General features: G+C 53.5%; 19 protein-coding genes and 1 pseudogene. 10 read left to right on the top strand and 10 right to left on the bottom strand.

All coding sequences use genetic code 11. The features are described from left to right. Positions 1-45: 45 nt before the first annotated feature. Positions 46-669 carry a guanylate kinase gene (gene gmk, locus ACUTSU_RS18035; protein WP_445654514.1) on the bottom strand — a complete coding sequence of 208 codons (624 nt, stop codon included), beginning with the start codon at positions 667-669 and terminating at the stop codon, positions 46-48. Between the two features lie 284 nt (positions 670-953). Between gmk and ligB the strand changes: the two genes are divergently transcribed. Beyond that, positions 954-2687 carry an NAD-dependent DNA ligase LigB gene (ligB, locus tag ACUTSU_RS18030; RefSeq protein ID WP_445654513.1) on the top strand — a complete coding sequence of 578 codons (1734 nt, stop codon included), beginning with the start codon at positions 954-956 and terminating at the stop codon, positions 2685-2687. Here the strand turns inward: ligB and ACUTSU_RS18025 are convergent. Next, positions 2662-3279, bottom strand: a complete 618-nt coding sequence (locus ACUTSU_RS18025; RefSeq protein WP_012147533.1) for a trimeric intracellular cation channel family protein — start codon at positions 3277-3279, stop codon at positions 2662-2664. The genes ligB and ACUTSU_RS18025 overlap by 26 nt on opposite strands. 282 nt (positions 3280-3561) lie before the next feature. Here ACUTSU_RS18025 and ACUTSU_RS18020 point away from each other — a divergent pair, with 282 nt between their 5' ends. Beyond that, positions 3562-3996: a DUF3574 domain-containing protein gene (locus ACUTSU_RS18020; RefSeq protein ID WP_445654512.1), complete on the top strand. Its 435-nt coding sequence runs from the start codon at positions 3562-3564 to the stop codon at positions 3994-3996. Between the two features lie 35 nt (positions 3997-4031). Here ACUTSU_RS18020 and ACUTSU_RS18015 read toward each other — a convergent pair whose 3' ends face one another. Next, positions 4032-5216 carry a NupC/NupG family nucleoside CNT transporter gene (locus ACUTSU_RS18015; RefSeq protein ID WP_445654511.1) on the bottom strand — a complete coding sequence of 395 codons (1185 nt, stop codon included), beginning with the start codon at positions 5214-5216 and terminating at the stop codon, positions 4032-4034. A 359-nt stretch (positions 5217-5575) separates the two neighbouring features. Between ACUTSU_RS18015 and ACUTSU_RS18010 the strand changes: the two are divergent. Beyond that, positions 5576-5970 (top strand): annotated as a pseudogene (locus tag ACUTSU_RS18010) (hypothetical protein). A 48-nt stretch (positions 5971-6018) separates the two neighbouring features. Here the strand turns inward: ACUTSU_RS18010 and ACUTSU_RS18005 are convergent. After that, on the bottom strand, positions 6019-6882 hold the full coding sequence (locus tag ACUTSU_RS18005; RefSeq protein WP_017894448.1) for a YicC/YloC family endoribonuclease: 864 nt from the start codon (positions 6880-6882) through the stop codon (positions 6019-6021). A 126-nt stretch (positions 6883-7008) separates the two neighbouring features. Here ACUTSU_RS18005 and rph point away from each other — a divergent pair, with 126 nt between their 5' ends. Further along, a complete protein-coding gene (gene rph, locus ACUTSU_RS18000) occupies positions 7009-7725 on the top strand; it encodes a ribonuclease PH (RefSeq protein WP_129938895.1) in 717 nt (238 codons plus the stop codon). Positions 7726-8018: 293 nt separating this feature from the next. Continuing rightward, positions 8019-8660, top strand: a complete 642-nt coding sequence (gene pyrE / locus ACUTSU_RS17995; RefSeq protein WP_445654510.1) for an orotate phosphoribosyltransferase — start codon at positions 8019-8021, stop codon at positions 8658-8660. 48 nt (positions 8661-8708) lie between these two features. On the opposite strand, the gene slmA is transcribed toward pyrE, so the two are convergent. From slmA to coaBC, 3 genes are all read right to left on the bottom strand, one after another. Beyond that, entirely contained in the window at positions 8709-9305 is a 597-nt protein-coding gene (slmA, locus tag ACUTSU_RS17990) for a nucleoid occlusion factor SlmA (protein ID WP_012147516.1), read from the bottom strand. 254 nt (positions 9306-9559) lie between these two features. Beyond that, complete coding sequence (gene dut / locus ACUTSU_RS17985; protein WP_012147515.1) at positions 9560-10018, bottom strand: dUTP diphosphatase; 459 nt, start codon at positions 10016-10018, stop codon at positions 9560-9562. Beyond that, complete coding sequence (gene coaBC / locus ACUTSU_RS17980; RefSeq protein ID WP_445654509.1) at positions 9996-11213, bottom strand: bifunctional phosphopantothenoylcysteine decarboxylase/phosphopantothenate--cysteine ligase CoaBC; 1218 nt, start codon at positions 11211-11213, stop codon at positions 9996-9998. Before coaBC ends, dut begins: the two co-directional genes overlap by 23 nt. 180 nt (positions 11214-11393) lie before the next feature. Between coaBC and radC the strand changes: the two genes are divergently transcribed. The 4 genes from radC (at position 11394) to mutM (ending at position 13696) form a co-directional block, all read left to right on the top strand. Continuing rightward, positions 11394-12077: a RadC family protein gene (gene radC, locus ACUTSU_RS17975; protein WP_445654508.1), complete on the top strand. Its 684-nt coding sequence runs from the start codon at positions 11394-11396 to the stop codon at positions 12075-12077. Between the two features lie 263 nt (positions 12078-12340). Next, positions 12341-12577 carry a 50S ribosomal protein L28 gene (gene rpmB / locus ACUTSU_RS17970; RefSeq protein WP_004953342.1) on the top strand — a complete coding sequence of 79 codons (237 nt, stop codon included), beginning with the start codon at positions 12341-12343 and terminating at the stop codon, positions 12575-12577. Positions 12578-12588: 11 nt separating this feature from the next. After that, positions 12589-12756 carry a 50S ribosomal protein L33 gene (rpmG, locus tag ACUTSU_RS17965; protein WP_004392084.1) on the top strand — a complete coding sequence of 56 codons (168 nt, stop codon included), beginning with the start codon at positions 12589-12591 and terminating at the stop codon, positions 12754-12756. Positions 12757-12886: 130 nt separating this feature from the next. Further along, positions 12887-13696: a bifunctional DNA-formamidopyrimidine glycosylase/DNA-(apurinic or apyrimidinic site) lyase gene (gene mutM, locus ACUTSU_RS17960; RefSeq protein WP_445654507.1), complete on the top strand. Its 810-nt coding sequence runs from the start codon at positions 12887-12889 to the stop codon at positions 13694-13696. On the opposite strand, the gene coaD is transcribed toward mutM, so the two are convergent. Genes coaD through waaA form a run of 3 tightly spaced genes read right to left on the bottom strand, consistent with a single transcriptional unit; the run spans position 13697 to position 16237 of the window. After that, entirely contained in the window at positions 13697-14182 is a 486-nt protein-coding gene (gene coaD, locus ACUTSU_RS17955) for a pantetheine-phosphate adenylyltransferase (RefSeq protein ID WP_445654506.1), read from the bottom strand. It abuts the gene before it with no gap. Between the two features lie 3 nt (positions 14183-14185). After that, positions 14186-14959 (bottom strand): glycosyltransferase family 2 protein, encoded by a 774-nt coding sequence (locus ACUTSU_RS17950; protein ID WP_445654505.1) that lies wholly within the window; start codon positions 14957-14959, stop codon positions 14186-14188. Next, on the bottom strand, positions 14960-16237 hold the full coding sequence (waaA, locus tag ACUTSU_RS17945) for a lipid IV(A) 3-deoxy-D-manno-octulosonic acid transferase (RefSeq protein ID WP_153858501.1): 1278 nt from the start codon (positions 16235-16237) through the stop codon (positions 14960-14962). It lies immediately after the preceding gene. A 125-nt stretch (positions 16238-16362) separates the two neighbouring features. Between waaA and ACUTSU_RS17940 the strand changes: the two genes are divergently transcribed. Then, entirely contained in the window at positions 16363-17376 is a 1014-nt protein-coding gene (locus ACUTSU_RS17940) for a glycosyltransferase family 9 protein (RefSeq protein ID WP_445654504.1), read from the top strand. Positions 17377-17392: the final 16 nt, after the last annotated feature.

The raw sequence follows: 17392 nt of genomic DNA, 5'->3' as shown, positions 1-17392 counted from the left end.
ACTCCACAGGTGACGAAAAGACTGGGCATAATACTGAAACTGTCTTCAGTCTGCCAATAGTTTGCTGATTAAAGCGTCATGCCGCAGTAATTGGCGGCCTAAACGCAGGCGTTCGGCGCGAATAATGGTTTTCAGATCGGATAGAGCCAGATCGAAATCATCATTCACGATTAAATAATCATACTCCGCGTAGTGCGCCATTTCGGCCACGGCCTGCGCCATGCGTTTGGCGATGACTTCATCCGTGTCTTGCCCGCGGCCACGCAGGCGACGGCCAAGTTCGTCCTTCGACGGCGGCAAAATAAATATGCTGCGTGCCTGCGGCATTTTGGCGCGAATTTGCTGTGCGCCCTGCCAGTCGATATCCAGGAAAACATCTACGCCGGTCGACAGCACCTGCTCAATGGCGGCGCGTGAGGTCCCGTAATAGTTACCGAACACTTCGGCGTGCTCAAGAAAGGCATCCTGCTCAATCATTCGGCAGAATTCATCTTTTGAGACGAAGAAATAATGCTCGCCATGCTGTTCACCCGGGCGGCTGTCGCGCGTGGTGTGCGAAACCGAAACCTGCGTGTCGTACAGCGGTTGCGTCTTTAACAAAGCCTGAATCAGACTTGATTTCCCTGCGCCACTGGGGGCAGAGACAATATAAAGCGTGCCTTGAGCCATGATGATGTTCGTTGATAGCGGTTGATATGCCAATAACAGCAGATGTGTATTTTCTCCGCACAGTATACACGGCTAACGAGCCGGATGCAGCGTTAGCTCGCATTTTGCCCGCTGCTTTGTGCTGAAAAAACTTCAAACTGGCGGGTTTGCGCAGCGTATCGCTAAGTTTTGGCGGTTTTCTGCAACGCGATCTGCTTTTCTCGAGGTGTTTTGCAGAACGGCTCTTTAGCCATTGCCGTGCTTCCACTTCCCGGATTTACTGCCGGTTATCAGGGAGGTGCTCAATGCATAAGGGTGTCATGGGGATCGGGATGATCCTGCTGGGTTGTTTGGCGTTTAGTGGGTCGCTATGGGCGGAGACTTGCCCAACATGGCGACCTGAACGGCTGCAACTGGAGATAACCACGTTAAAAAACCAGCTTGAGCGCTGGGATGTGGCTTATTACCAACAGGGAAACAGTTTAATTGAGGATGAAGTGTACGACAGCCTGCGGAAAAAGCTGCGGCTGTGGCTAGGTTGTGCCGGGTTGGCACCGGCAGATGAATCTGTTCCGCTTTTACCTATGGGCAAGGTGACGCATCCGGTCGCTCATACTGGATTACGTAAATTGCCGGATACGGCTGCTGTGGTGCAATGGCTACATGGCCGTAGCGATCTTTGGGTTCAACCCAAGGTGGACGGTGTGGCCATTACGTTGGTTTATCGTGACGGAGAACTGGCGGCGGCGATCAGTCGGGGAAATGGTCTAAAAGGGGAGAACTGGCTGGAAAAAGTACGTGCGATACCGGCAGTACCCGCCAGTATTAAGGGGGCTCCACAGACGTTGACTCTGCAAGGTGAGTTGTTCCTGAGGGTGAACGGTCATCGACAGAAAGTCAGCGGCGGCATTAATGCCCGGGCCAGGGTTGCCGGGGCATTGATGAAAAAGCAGCTTTCGCCGGTATTGCAACAGATTGGCCTGTTTGTCTGGGCTTGGCCGGACGGTCCGCAGGCCATGTTGCCGCGTTTGCGGCAGCTTGCCGCAATGGGATTCCCCCTGGCCCTCGCTTACTCGCAACCGGTGAAATCATTGGCGGAAGTGCAGCAATGGCGGGAGCACTGGTACCAGGATGCTTTGCCTTTTGTTACCGATGGTGTGGTGATTCATCAGGCGCGTTCACCACAGGGAAAATATTGGCAAGCGAAGCCCGGTGATTGGGCGGTGGCCTGGAAATATCCGCCTGTGCAGCAGGTTACGCAGGTCAATGGGGTCGATTTCAATGTGGGGCGAACCGGGAAAATTGCCGTGGTACTGAGGCTTGAGCCTGTCAGGCTGGACGACAAATGGGTGTCACGGGTTAATCTCGGTTCGCTGTCACGTTGGCGGCAGTGGGCGGTTTCGCCAGGAGATCAAGTGGCGATCAGCCTGATGGGGCATGGTATTCCACATCTGAATAAGGTGGTCTGGCGGGTAAAAGAAAGGTCGGTGCCTAGTGCGCCATCTGCAGAGCATTATCATCCGTTGAGTTGTTTTAGTTGGCGGCCGGATTGCCGTCAGCAATTTCTTGCCCGGCTGGTGTGGCTAAGTGGTCGACAGGGGTTAAACCTGCACAGCGTCAGTGAATCCACCTGGCAGGCATTAATCGATCAGGGGTTGGTACGGCATCTGTTGGACTGGTTGGCGCTGACGCCGGAACAGTTGAGCTCCGCCCCTGGAATTGGCGATAAACGAGGGCAGAATATTTACCGGCAATTTCAGTTGGCGCGGCAGCAGCCATTTGCCCGCTGGTTAATTGCTTTAGGTGCGCCACTGTCCCTACAGCAAGTGGTGATGTTGAAAAGCTGGCATCAGGCCCAGCAATTGCCAACCGAGGCGTGGCGGACAATGGCCGGTATTGGTGCAAAAAGGGCGCGGCAGGTTGCTGATTTTCTTCAACACCCGCCATTGCTCGCGCTGGTCAATACACTAGAGACCCAGGAAATAGCTGGCTTTGTTCCTGAGGTGCATCCTGTTAATGGTCCGGGTGCTGGTAATTAAATACCGGCAGGCCCAGACGAAAGCGCAGGGCGAGTAACCGAGCGCTGAGGCCGACGACCAGAGTGATGATCACTACCAGATTATGTGGCAGGCTGAAGTGCTGCAGGCCGATGTACAGCCAGGCGGCGCCAAAGGAAATACCGGCGTAGATTTCTTTCTGAAAGACCAGCGGAATACGATTGCAGAGCATATCGCGCAGTACACCGCCGAATACGCCGGTGATCACGGCGGCAATCGCGGCGATGATGGCGCCGTGGCCCATATCCAGTGCGACTTGCGCACCGATGATTGAAAACACTATCAGGCCAACGGCATCCAAAACCAGGAACAGGCGACGCAGGTGACGCATCAGGGGGGCCAGCCAGGTAGTGACAATCGCCGCAATGGCGACAATAACGATGTATTCAGGATGTTTGACCCACCCCAGTGGGAAATGCCCTAGCAGCATATCGCGCACTGAACCACCACCGATCGCGGTGGCCGAAGCGATAATAATTACGCCAAACATATCCATCTGGCGACGGCCTGCGGCCAGTGCACCGGTCATGGCTTCGGCAGTGATGCCAATGATATAAAGAATGCTCAGTAACATAAGGTTTTCACAGGGTGGGCGGGAATGAGTGTAATGGTGGAAGGGTAATCGCCGACGGGGCACATCGCTACTGAGTTTTTCTAACCGGTGGCATTTCGGATTATTTTAATTAATCCATTGGTGGTTTTTTTAACTTGTTTATTGCATTTTCTAGTCTTTTATTGCTAATCGATGCATTAGAAATTCAGTGTTAGTTTCTATGGCTGACTATATTTATTGCATTAGGTCCGAGGCCGCTGGTCGACGACGGATAATGGCATTCACTAAGGAACATAAAGATAAATGAAAACTACTCCCCTGCGGGTGACGGCTCTAACCGCGGTCTTACTGCTGAGCGGTTGCGTTGCTTCGGTTCCAAACACTGCACAGCAAAAGTCAGCGACTTGCACCCTGGGCGATCCTATGACACAAACCACGCTTTATTTTGGTCTGAACCGCCCGACGGGGCCGGTGATTAGCGCAGCAGAGTGGCAGCGTTTTGTTGACCAGCAAGTGACGCCGCGCTTTAAAGATGGACTATCGGTATTTGATGCCAAAGGGCAGTGGCTGGGTAATGACGGCAAGCTGGCACGCGAGAACAGCAAAGCGCTGATGCTGATCCATGCACCGGGCAAGGAAAGTGAAACCAATATCGAAGCGCTGCGTAGCAGCTATAAGCAACAGTTTACCCAGGATTCTGTGATGCGGGTTGATACTCCGGTCTGTGTCGCGTTCTGATGAAGTCCCGGCCCGCAGGCCGGGGTATGGGGGGCTTACAGTACCAACCCGGCGATTGCCGCCGAAAGCAGGCTAACCAGCGTTGAGCCGTAGACCAGCTTCAGGCCAAAACGAGAAACCACATTGCCCTGTCGCTCGTTGAGCCCTTTGATTGCCCCGGCCACGATGCCGATAGAGGCAAAGTTGGCAAAGGAGACCAGGAATACCGACAGAATGCCCAGGCCGCGTGGTGTTAGCTCCGCCGCAATTTTCTTCAGTTCAATCATTGCCACAAATTCATTGGCTACCAACTTGGTCGCCATGATGCTGCCTGCCCGTAGTGCATCTGGTGCCGGGATGCCGATTAGCCAGGCCAACGGATAGAATACATAGCCCAGGATCTGCTGGAAGCTGATACCGAACACGGCGGAGAACAGGGCGTTTACCGCAGAAATCAGTGCAATAAAACCAATCAGCATGGCAGCGATAATCATCGCAATTTTGAAGCCAGCCAAAATGTACTCCCCCAGCATTTCAAAGAAGCTTTGATCTTCATGCAGCTTACTCAGCTTCAGCTCTGGTTCATCGTCCAACTGATAGGGGTTGATGATAGACAAAATGATAAAGGTACTGAACATATTAAGGATCAACGCAGCGACTACGTATTGCGCATCGATCATCGACATATAGGCGCCAACGATGGACATGGAGACTGTCGACATGGCAGTTGCCGCCATGGTGTACATGCGGCGCGGCGAGATATCGCCAATGATGCCCTTATAGGCGATAAAGTTTTCCGATTGTCCGAGTACCAGCGTGCTGACGGCGTTGAAAGACTCCAGCTTGCCCATGCCGTTAACCTTGGACAACAGGGTGCCGACCACACGGATAATCAGTGGCAGAATGCGGAAATGCTGCAAAATACCGATTAGCGCGGAAATAAAGATAATTGGGCACAAAACCCCAAGGAAGATAAACGCCAATCCATCTTTGCTCATGCCACCAAACACAAAGTCGGAGCCTTGTGCGGCGTATGTCAGCAGCGTTTCAAAGAAGCCGGCGACGTGTTTGATGACGCTAAGGCCACTTTCTGAATGCAGGAAGAAATAGGCGAGTGCACCTTCGATGACCAGAAGCTGAATAATATAGCGCAGGCGGATTTTCTTGCGGTCATTACTGACCAGCAGTGCCAAGGCGATGATCACCACCAGGGCAAAAATAAATTGCAGAATTTGCGGCATAAAGAGTCCGTACGGCTTGCGGGCATGAAAAAACACATTTAGCCACAGCTTGGCCCACCTTTCATTACGTTAGGTGATAATTGGAATAAAATACTATCAGTCAGCGAGATAAGTTACCCATTGCCACTCGTGCCCACTCGGTCGCAGTTTTTCATAAACCCAGTTCGATCCGCATCCGATGTAATTTTTACGTTTTGGCGCGCAAAGGTTCTCCTCTTCCAGGGTTGTTGCATAACGGCTTGGAACCCAATGCTCAGAATGCACAACGGGTTTCACTAATAGATTGGTTTATTTAGAAAATAGTCTGATTTTTTGTCGTAGAAGATCAGCGATTTTTTTCTCAGGATGGGAGACAGATGATGAACACCAGTACCTTATTACGGGCATTAGCTAATGGCGTTAATCCCGATACCGGCGAGTTATTGGAACCTGTATCAATGACCAGTTCGCCGGAAGCGATACGCCTTTTGTTCGCTCTGGCCGAGGAGTTTCAGAGTGAAACTGAGCGCCAGGAAAAAACCACGCTAACGCCTGAGGAACGGCGACAGAAGAATATTTTCGAGGGGCGACCGGCAAAATCTTATTTCCCTTGGGATGAGAAGAGAAACAGCGGTTGCAGGAAAGCCATGCAGCCGGTATGACGCTGGAGATGATGAGCAGTGAATTTGAACGTTCGACCTGGGGCATTGCCGTTCAACTGCAGAAAATGGGATTGAGTACCGAAGAGCAGGCCGCTGGTTTACCCAGAGCCTAGCCGTAAAAAAGCCCGCTGGCGCGGGCTTTAAACGAATGAAGGAACACATCACTCGATATTCTGGATCTGCTCACGCATTTGCTCAATCAACACCTTCAGCTCGATGGCGGAGGTGGTGACTTCGGCATTGATCGACTTGGATGCCAGGGTGTTGGATTCGCGGTTGAACTCCTGCATCATAAAGTCGAGTCGGCGGCCTACGGCTTCTTTTTTCTTCAGGATGTTGTGCGTTTCTTTTACGTGCGCTTCCAGGCGATCCAGTTCTTCGGCGACGTCAACACGCTGCGCCATCAACACCAGTTCCTGTTCCAGACGGGTATTTTCCAGCTGTACCTGAGCCTCTTCCAACTTGCTGACCAGACGCTCACGCTGCCATTGCAGAATGTTTGGCATCTGGGCACGTACCTTGATCACTTCGGCGCTAACGCCGTCCAGGCGCTGTTCAATCAGCGCTTTCAGTGCGGTACCTTCGCTTTCGCGAGCAATAATGAAGTCATCCAGTGCGCCGTCCAGCGCCTGCATTAGTTGTGCGCTGATAGCGTCCAGATCCTGCTCCTGGGCAGACATCACGCCTGGCCAACGCAGTACGTCGATAGGATCGATTTCCCCTTCGTCGCTCTGCATTTTTACCCAATTGGCGGCTTCAACCAGCTGTTTGGCCAATTTTTCGTTCAGGATCATTGAGCTTTGTGCGCTTGGATCCAGTTCGAAGCGCAGGTTGCACTCCACTTTGCCACGGGTCAGGCGGCCACGAATACGTTCGCGGATCACCGGCTCCAGGCTGCGGAACTGCTCCGGCAGGCGGATGTAGGTTTCTAGATAGCGTTGGTTCACGGAACGCAGCTCCCAAGCTGCGCTGCCCCATTCACCCTTGATTTCACGCCGGGCGTAGGCTGTCATGCTGCGGATCATTGATGCGTACCCGTAATAGGAAAAGATGAAGCGATTATAGCGTTGGAGATGCGGGCAGGATAGGCATTACGTCACTAAGCCCGTATAATGCGCAGCCAATCGTTGATTAGAAGCCGGAGAGAGTCCATGCGTCCTGCAGGCAGAGCACCACAACAAGTTCGCCCACTGACACTGACCCGTCACTATACCAAACATGCAGAAGGCTCAGTGCTGGTTGAGTTTGGCGATACCAAGGTTTTGTGCACCGCCACGGTAGAAGAGGGCGTTCCGCGTTTCCTGAAAGGTCAGGGCCAGGGGTGGATCACCGCTGAATACGGCATGCTGCCGCGTTCTACCCACAGCCGTAACGCCCGCGAAGCCGCAAAAGGCAAGCAGGGCGGCCGCACGCTGGAAATTCAGCGCCTGATCGCCCGTTCGCTGCGTGCAGCGGTAGATTTGAAAAAGCTGGGTGAGTTTACCATCACGCTCGACTGTGACGTCTTGCAGGCCGATGGTGGCACCCGTACCGCGTCTATTTCCGGTGCCTGTGTTGCGCTGGCCGATGCGTTGAATGCGCTGGTAACTAACGGCAAGCTGAAAGCCAACCCGATGAAAGGGCTGGTTGCTGCAGTTTCTGTCGGCATTGTTAACGGCGAAGCGCTGTGCGATTTGGAGTACGTTGAAGACTCTGCGGCAGAAACCGACATGAACGTAGTGATGATGGAAGATGGCCGCATGATCGAGGTGCAGGGCACCGCCGAGGGTGAGCCGTTCAGCCACGATGAGCTATTGGCACTGTTGGCGCTGGCCCGAGGGGGCATCGATACCATCTTCCAGGCGCAGAAAGCGGCGCTGGCAGACTAATTATTAAGGCGACTCAATAGTCGCCTTTTTTACGCCCGACGATCGGGCGGCAGTATTAACAGATCTATACCCTATAGCTTTCAAGTTGCAGCTAGGCGGCCAACTCGCTCATCCCCAGGCGCTTACTCAGGTAAGTAACTGGGGTGACAAATCTGCCGGGAGCAGATTTGAACGCTGCTTGCAGCGGCCCCAAAGGGGTGTGGCCCATGGACGGGCCACATAACTGAGTGCAGGTAACAACGCTGCAGCTTGAAAGATGACGGGTATAACCGACCAGACGAGGAGAAGCAGTAATGAAAGCCTATCAGCGCCAGTTTATCGAGTTCGCGCTTAACAAGCAGGTATTGAAATTCGGCGAGTTCACCCTGAAATCCGGCCGCACCAGCCCGTATTTCTTTAACGCCGGCCTGTTTAATACCGGGCGTGATCTCGCGCTGTTAGGGCGTTTCTATGCCGAAGCGCTGGTGGATTCCGGTATTGAGTTCGACCTGCTGTTTGGTCCGGCCTACAAAGGCATTCCGATCGCCACTACCACGGCGGTCGCATTGGCGGAACATCATGAGCGTGATGTGCCGTACTGCTTTAACCGTAAAGAAGCCAAAACCCATGGCGAAGGGGGCACACTGGTAGGCAGCCCACTGCAGGGCCGTGTAATGCTGGTGGATGACGTTATCACTGCCGGTACGGCGATCCGTGAATCGATGGAAATCATTGGCGCTGGTGGTGCCACCTTGGCTGGAGTATTGATTTCTCTCGATCGCCAGGAACGCGGCCGTGCGGATATTTCTGCTATTCAGGAAGTTGAGCGTGACTATCACTGCAAGGTCATTTCCATCGTGACGTTGAAGGATTTGATTGCTTATCTGGAAGAAAAACCGGAAATGGCGGCTCACCTGGCGGCAGTTCGTGCTTATCGCGAGCAGTACGGGGTTTAACGCGGGTTCTACTATGCCGGGCGCCGCCAAACGCGCCCGGTATAGGGTTTATTGCAGTTGTGCCGCCAACAGTGGCCAGCGGCCATCGAATTCTTGCGTTGGGCGGTAGCGGAATTCGGAGCGCACATAGCGTGACAGCATGCCTTCACAAAACGCCAGTAACTGGCTTGCCAGCAGCGTTTCGTCCACGATAAAGCCTTTGCCTTCCCGCAGTTTGCGTTCTTTCAACACCTGGCGCAGTTGAGCCTCGATGCGTTCAAACAGCTGGTTGATTCGCCCTTGTAACCGATCCTGCTCAAACATTAGTGCGTGGCCGGTCATGATGCGCGTCAGGCCCGGGTTACGTTCGGCAAACCCCAACACCAGTAACAGAATCAAACGCAGGCGGTTAAAGGTCTCTTTCTCATCCTGCAGGATCAGATTGATGCGGGTGATCAGGCTGTCTTCAATAAACTCGATCAGACTGTCGAACATCCGTGTCTTACTTGGGAAGTGCCGGTACAGTGCAGCTTCGGAGACTCCGACGTTAGCGGCAAGTTTAGCGGTGGTAATACGCTGGCTGCCGTCGCTGGACTCCAGCATTTGGGCTAACGCCTGCAGTATTTCCTCGCGCCGGTTCCTTTTGATTTTTTCTTTTTCTGCCATGTCTGATTAGACCCTTGCTAAAACTGCTTAGACTTTCGCAAACCCGGGCACCGGCCGCTGCAGAGATTATCCCTGTGCGGCTTATGTGATAGCTTTTTTACGATGCTGGGGTCAGCGGCCTTAACGACTTATATTCTCCGCGCGTCCTGCTCTGCGCTGAAATCGTAGTCGGCCAAACCTTGCCGTAGAGCTGCCCTTCTCTCCGGTGTGGCAAGATTTCAGGCGACGTTTCCCTGTCGGCAAGTGGGTATCGCTTAGTGGCGGCCGGAATGGCCAAAACCACCGGCACCACGTTCGCTGCTGTCGAATTCTTCAACCAGATTGAACTCGGCTTGCACCACTGGCACAAATACCATCTGTGCGATACGTTCGCCGGGTTCAATAGTGAAGGATTTTTGACCGCGGTTCCAGACGGAAACCATCAGTTGACCCTGATAATCAGAATCGATCAGGCCGACCAGGTTGCCTAATACCACACCGTGTTTATGGCCCAGACCGGAACGCGGCAAGATTACTGCCGCAAGATCGGTATCGGCGATGTGAATCGCCAGGCCGGTAGGTAGCAACTGGGTTTCACCCGGTGCCAGTTCAACGGCGCTGTCCAGGCAGGCACGCAGATCTAGGCCGGCAGAGCCGGGGGTGGCGTAGGTCGGTAATGGGAAATCCTTGCCGATACGCGGGTCCAGGATTTTAACGTCGATTTTTTTCATCATAACGGCTGACTATCTCGTCTATTAAACGTTGGCCAAGGAGTGCCTTGCCGCTCAGCGCCAGGCGCTTTTCTCCATCCTGCCAAAAAAGGTGCAAGGCATTGGTGTCACTGTTAAACCCATGCTCTGCAAGCGATACATCATTAGCGCAAATTAAATCCAGTTTCTTACGCGCCAGTTTTTGTCGCGCGTATTCTTCCACATTCTGGGTTTCGGCGGCAAACCCCACGACAAAGGGGCGCTTTTTTGTCATGGCGGCAACGCCGGCAACGATGTCGGGGTTTTTTACCATTTTGAGGATGATTTCATCACCCTGTTTTTTTATTTTTTCATCGGAAATCTGTTCCGCACGGTAATCGGCTACTGCGGCGCAGGAGATAAAAATATCTTGCGCTGCGGCGCGCTGCTGTACCGCCTGCTCCATTTCCAACGCGCTGACGACGTCTACCCGAGTGACCCAGGGAGGAGTTGGCAGATTGACCGGCCCGGCTATCAACGTGACCTGCGCACCCCTGGCGGCGGCGGCGCGGGCGATGGCAAAACCCATCTTGCCGGAGCTGTGATTGCTGATGAAACGTACCGGATCCAAGGCTTCACGCGTCGGGCCGGCGGTGAGCATAATCTTTAAATGTTGCAGATCTTGTGGCGTAGAGAAATGGCTGTTCGCCAGTTCGACAATTTCCAGCGGATCGAGCATGCGGCCTGGGCCGATGTCACCACAGGCCTGGTTGCCGTTGTCTGGCCCCCACAGCAGCATGCCGCGCGCCTGCAGAGTTTGCAGGTTGGCCTGGGTGGCGACGGCACGATACATCTGTTGGTTCATGGCGGGTGCGGCGGCAATGGGGGCCGCAGTGGCCAGGCAAACAGTGGTCAGCAGATCGTTGGCCATGCCGGCGGCGACGCGCGCCAGCAGATCGGCAGTGGCCGGAGCCAGGATCACCAGGTCTGCCCATTTACCTAGCTCGATATGCCCCATTGCCGCTTCGGCGGCGGGATCCAGCAGATCGTCTGAGACCGGATGGCCGGAAACGGCCTGCAGCGTCAGCGGCGTGATAAAGGCTTTCGCCGCGCTGGTCATTATCACACGCACTTCGGCGCCTCTGTCACGCAGGCGGCGTACCAGTTCTGGGCATTTGTATGCGGCGATGCCGCCACTGATGCCAAGCACAATATGTTTGCCGGAAAGTCCCGTCATCATGATTGTCCGATTGAATCCGAAAGATGTGCCATTTTAGCATAACCGCCAGACAGGTGAGCGATTCTGCTGAGACTGCAGGGCGTTACATTGTGCTTTGCGTATTACTTCGCAATGTTATCAAACATCTGTCGTTGGCTTACCCGCTGCATGGCATGCTGTGGCGTTTTCAGGGAGGCAAAGATGAGCAGTCAGGTAATTACCTTGTGGTCGGACACACTGGCGCCGCGGGAAAAACTATTGCGCTACGGAGCGTCGGCACTGTCTGATGCGGAGCTGTTAGCCATTTTTCTGCGCACCGGTTTTCCTGGCATGCACGTCATGCAACTGGCTGAACAGTTGTTGGAGCAGTTTGGCTCGCTGTATCACCTGATGTCGGCGGATCACTCGGTTTTTTGCAGCTACAAAGGGTTGGGGAACTCCAGCTATGCACAACTGCAGGCGATTTCCGAGTTGGCGTTCCGATTCTTTTCCAGCCATCTGTCGCAGGAAAATGTCATGCTTAACCCCAGGATGACCCAGCATTATTTGCAAAGTTTGCTGGCGCATCATGAGCGGGAAGTGTTTTTGGTATTGTTTTTAGACAATCAGCACCGTGTTATTCGCCATCAGGAGATGTTTGCTGGTACCATCAGCAGCGTTGTCGTATACCCGAGAGAAATTGTGCGTGAAGCGTTGAAGGCTAATGCGGCCGCCATTATTCTGGCGCATAATCACCCCTCGGGTAAGGCGGAACCCAGTCATGCCGATCGTTTGATAACCGAGCAAGTGGTTAATGCCTGCCTGTTATTGGAAATCCGAGTGCTCGATCATTTGGTGATAGGTCGGGGTGAATGTGTCTCTTTTGCCGAGCGCGGATGGCTTTAAGCGATTTTTTCGCGATCCTTCTGGGATCTTTAGCTGTTCGGGACTTGAGCACTTACGCTTCAGAGCGTATACTACGCCACCTTTGAGAATCTTGGGTTTGGCGTAAGAGCCTATCTCAGCAGGTTTCCAACCTGATGTGTGGTTTCTAACCTGATGACGAGAGTCTCCTCAGTATGAAGTTTGCTGAGATGGGCTCTAAAAGCCTGACGAGGCGGCCATACTCTATACGAAGCTCGAGCTGATTTGATTTTTGGAGAATAGACATGTCACGAGTCTGCCAAGTTACTGGCAAGCGCCCGGTGAGCGGTAACAACCGTTCCCACGCAATGAACGCGACCAAACGCCGTTTTCTGCCGAACCTGCACTCACACCGTTTTTGGGTTGAGGCTGAGAAGCGCTTTGTAACGCTGCGTGTATCTGCTAAAGGTATGCGTGTTATTGATAAGAAGGGTATTGAGACGGTCTTGGCCGATCTGCGTACCCGTGGTGAGAAGTATTAAGGAACTGCATCATGGCTAAAGGTGTTCGCGAGAAGATCAAGCTGGTTTCTTCTGCTGGTACTGGTCACTTCTATACCACCACGAAGAACAAGCGTACTAAGCCGGAGAAATTGGAACTGAAGAAATTCGATCCAGTTGTCCGCCAGCATGTGATCTACAAAGAAGCTAAAATTAAATAATTTTAGTGGATTAATAAAAACCCGGCTCCGGCCGGGTTTTTTGCATTCTAAAGGTATCCGTCGCCTTTCAAGCTGCAGCGTTGTTAACTGCACTTATTCATAGGGTATAGAAAGCACAGGAGAGCGCCAAATGCCTGAATTACCAGAAGTTGAAACCAGCCGCCGCGGTATTGAACCTTACCTGGTTGGTCATAGCATTCAGTATGCCGTGGTACGCAATGCGCGCCTGCGCTGGCCGGTCTCCGAGCAAATCCTGGCGTTGAGCGACCAGCCGGTACTGAGCGTGCAGCGTCGAGCCAAGTATCTGCTGATTGAACTGGCTAGCGGCTGGATTATCGTCCATCTGGGGATGTCAGGTAGCCTGCGGATGTTGGCGGAAGAAACCGAGGCTGGAAAGCACGACCACGTCGATCTGGTGATCAGCAACGGCATGACGCTACGTTATACCGATCCGCGCCGTTTTGGTGCCTGGCTATGGTGTGACGATCTGGCGACCAGTAACGTGCTGGCCCACCTTGGGCCGGAACCCTTGAGTGATGCCTTTACCGGTGCCTACCTGTACGAAAAATCACGCAACAAGCGGACGCTGATCAAACCCTGGTTGATGGATAACAAGCTGGTCGTGGGAGTGGGTAATATCTATGCCAGTGAATCGCTATTTACCGCCAGGATCCTGCCTGACCGGCCTGCAGGCTCGCTGGGCAAGGTCGAGGCCGAAGTCTTGGTGGAAACCATTAAAGCAGTATTGCTGCGTTCTATTGAGCAGGGCGGAACTACACTACGGGATTTCCTGCAGTCGGATGGTAAACCCGGCTATTTCGCCCAGGAATTGCAGGTTTATGGCCGTGCGGGTGAGCCTTGCCGCGCTTGCGGCACGCCGATTGAATCCGCCAAGCATGGGCAGCGCAGCACTTTCTTCTGCCCACGCTGCCAGCGTTGATTATTGTGCGGTCAGTTTTTCGAACAATGCCTGGGTGACCACTGCCGGCAGGAAAGGGGCGATGTCACCGCCGTGGCGCGCCACTTCTTTCACCAGTGAGGACGAGATAAACGACCACTCTTCGGAAGGCATCAGGAACACGCTTTCCAGCGTCGGCATCAAATGGCGATTCATATTGGCCAATTGAAGTTCATATTCAAAATCAGATACCGCACGCAGGCCGCGAACCAGAATATTGGCATTCTGATGGGCAGCAAAATGCGCCATCAGTTCACTGAACCCCAGCACTTCCACATTATCCAGATGAGATGTTACCTGGCTGGCTAACGCTACACGCTCTTCCAGTGTGAACAGTGGTTTTTTACTCGGGCTGGCGGCAATCGCTAAAATGACGTGATCGAACATCAATGATGCGCGGGTTACCAAATCCAGGTGGCCGTTGGTCATGGGGTCGAAAGTACCGGGATAAATGGCTTTACGGGTCATGATTCACTTCTCTGAAAAGTTGCGGCCCAATGCCCAGAGTGCGGCATATTTATTGAAAGTATATTGCGCGTTGACCACGGCTAACAGCAACCCCTGTTTACCGTCCAGGAAGCCGGCACGCAGTAGCCAGGTTTTGCAGAAGGCGCCAACAGTGTGGGTTATTATCGAGAGATAGCCGCAGCGCTTGCCGGCCTGGTGGCGTTGATTGGCCCATTCTTCGGCATAACGCAGCTGTTTGCGCTGGAAGGCAAAAAAGTCGCGACAGGTCAGATGCAGTAGATCGCCATTAAGAGGCACCACTTTTGCCCCGTTGATATCGAGCGACTCGTGCACCAGATTGTCGTTATAGCGATAGCGCTGGTTGGCATACAAGCGGTTGACGCGATCCGGGTACCAGCCACTGTGGCGCATAAAACGCCCGAGGAACAGGTTGCGGCGTGCGCAGCTGTAGACTTGGTTATCGTCTGGCGCAGTCAACGCTTGTTCAATTGACTGGCGCAGTTCCGGTGTAACGCGTTCGTCGGCGTCAATCATCAGAATATAGTCGTGGCTGGCGTAACTCTGAGCCAGTTGGCGCTGTTTGCCAAATCCCTGCCAGTCGACGTGGGTGAATACTTTGGCACCCAAACTTTCGGCCACGGCGACGCTGTCATCCTGGCTGCCTGAGTCGAGCATGACGATTTCGTCTGCCCAGGCTACGGATTGCAGGCAATCCGGCAGCAGCCCGGCTTCGTTCTTGGCGATAATCACCACCGACAGGCTTCTGCGCGCGCTCATTTAGTGGCTCCGAGGCGGCAGGTGCGGTTCTAACAATTGCAGCAGGCGCTGTAGCGCCCCCTGGTTTTGATACAGTACTTCTACCGCGTGGCGGCCGTAATAGCGGCGATAGTCTTCGTCGGTGAGCAGCGTAGCCACTTCCTTGACCAGTGAATCTTCATCGGTCACGGTGATCAGCCCTTCGGCCTGTGACAGCTTGGCGCAGATATCCTTGAAGTTGAAGATATGTGGCCCCATCAGCACCGGGATAGCGTGCGCAGCAGCTTCCAGCGGGTTATGTCCACCGCGCTCCACCAGGCTGCCGCCAACGAAGGCCAGATCGGCAATGCCGTACAGCAGCATCAGTTCGCCCATGGTATCGCCGATCACCACCTGGGTACCGCCTGACGGGATTTCACCGCTGCTGCGCAGCGTGTAGCTGAAGCCGGCTTTTTGCACCAGTTCTTTGGCGGTAGCGAAGCGTTCCGGGTGACGTGGCACCAGGATCAGCAGCAGGTCAGGGTGTTTTTCCAGCAGTTTACGGTGTGCGGCCAGCAGAATGCTTTCTTCACCTTCGTGGGTGCTGGTGGCGATCCACACCGGGCGACGCGGCGCCCATTGGCGGCGCAACGTGATTGCGCGCGCAGCCAACTCCGGCGTAACGGAAATATCGAATTTCAGGCTGCCAGTTACAGTCAGTTGTGAGCGTTTCAGGCCAAGTTCGACAAAACGTTCGCCATCTTCCTGATTTTGCGCGGCGATCAACGTAATGCGGCGCAGCATATCGCGGACAAAACCGCCGATTTTTTTATAGCCTGCGGCAGAGCGGGCGGAAAGTCGGGCGTTGGCGATCACCAGGGGGATCTGACGCTGATGCAGGGCGTTAATCAGATTGGGCCACAGCTCGGTTTCCATGATGATGACCAGCTTGGGGTTCACCTGATCCAGGAAACGACGCATCGAGCCGGGCAGGTCGTAAGGCAGATAAACATGATGAACGTCTTTACCGAAGGCGGACTGCACGCGTTCTGAACCAGTCGGCGTCATGGTGGTCACAGTAATCGGTAAATAGGGGTAGCGGTGGCGTAACGCGCGAACCAATGGGATGGCCGCCAGCGTTTCACCCACGGAGACAGAATGCAGCATGATGCCGCCCGGCACGACTTTTCCGGCGCAGAAGCCATAGCGTTCTGCCCAGCGTTTACGGTAGGCTGGAGCTTTGCGGCTGCGCAACAGTAAGCGGAGCCAGATCAGGGGTTGGATGAGGTAGAGTAGTACCTGATATAAACGCAGCAACATTCTATCAATTTCATTTATATGGGTTATTCAGAATAGTACCATAACTGGAAGGGAAAGGCGCTAATTTGGTAACCTTGGGTGTCAGTTTCAGACAACAGGCGAGCGATTTCGCTGATAGGCTTGGAATGAAGAATATTTTAATTATTCGCCGTGACAATATTGGCGATCTTGTTTGTACCACTCCGCTGATCGAAGGGGTGAAAATTGCCTATCCGGATGCCAAACTTTATCTGTTAATCAATAAAGTCAGTCAGGATGTTGTTAAAAATAACCCGCACCTTGAAAAGGTTTTCGTCTATAAAAAGGCAAAGCACAAGGCGAAAAATGAAACCACGTTGGGGGTTTATTTCGAACGCCTGATGATTTTTCTTAAACTGCGTAAAATAAAATTCGACGCGGCGATCCTGGCCAATCCGGTTCCCTGTAAGTACAGCCTGCGATTGGCAAAAATGGCGGGGATCGGCAATATTATTGGCGCAGACTTGGGTACGCCTGATATCCATCACCCTTTTCGTAAGGAGAATTTCAGCGGCAAACATCAGGTAGAGCACACTTACAGCTACCTTTCGGCGATTACTGACCAGAACATCCCGATCCCGCCGGTACGGGTGTACCTGACGGCTGAAGAGCGCCAGCAGGCGGCGCAGCGTTTGCAAAAATGCTTACCACCGGCCGAGCGAGTTTTTGCGGTTCATATCAGCAGTCGCAGCCCTAAGCGGCGCTGGCCGATTGAACGCTATGCAGAAGTTATCAACCGCTTACTCGCCGATCAGAATACGGCGGTACTGATTTTCTGGTCTCCTCAGGGTACGTTAACGCCGGATGATGTTGGCGATCAGAAACGCGCAGAGCAGTTGTTGGCGTTATGTCATAGTGGGCGTGTGGCGCTGTACCCAACGGCGTCGGTGCGTGAACTGCTGGCCGGTTTTGATTTATGTGACAGGGTGCTGTGCAGCGATGGCGGGCAGATGCATCTGGCTGCCGCGTTGAATAAAGACATGGTGGTATTTTTTGGCGATACGGATAAAGAATCCTGGCATCCATGGTCTGGACGCTATCAGATCCTGCAAACCGAATCGGGCGACTGTATTGATGTTTCTGTGGAAGATGTCTGGCAAAAAATACAGACGTTAAATTAATTAACTATGAGGCAGG

The sequence above is a fragment of the Serratia sp. NA_13 genome (genome assembly GCF_052691735.1).
Note: the sequence above shows the minus strand (reverse complement) of the source record. Positions and strands in the feature narration are given on the sequence as shown.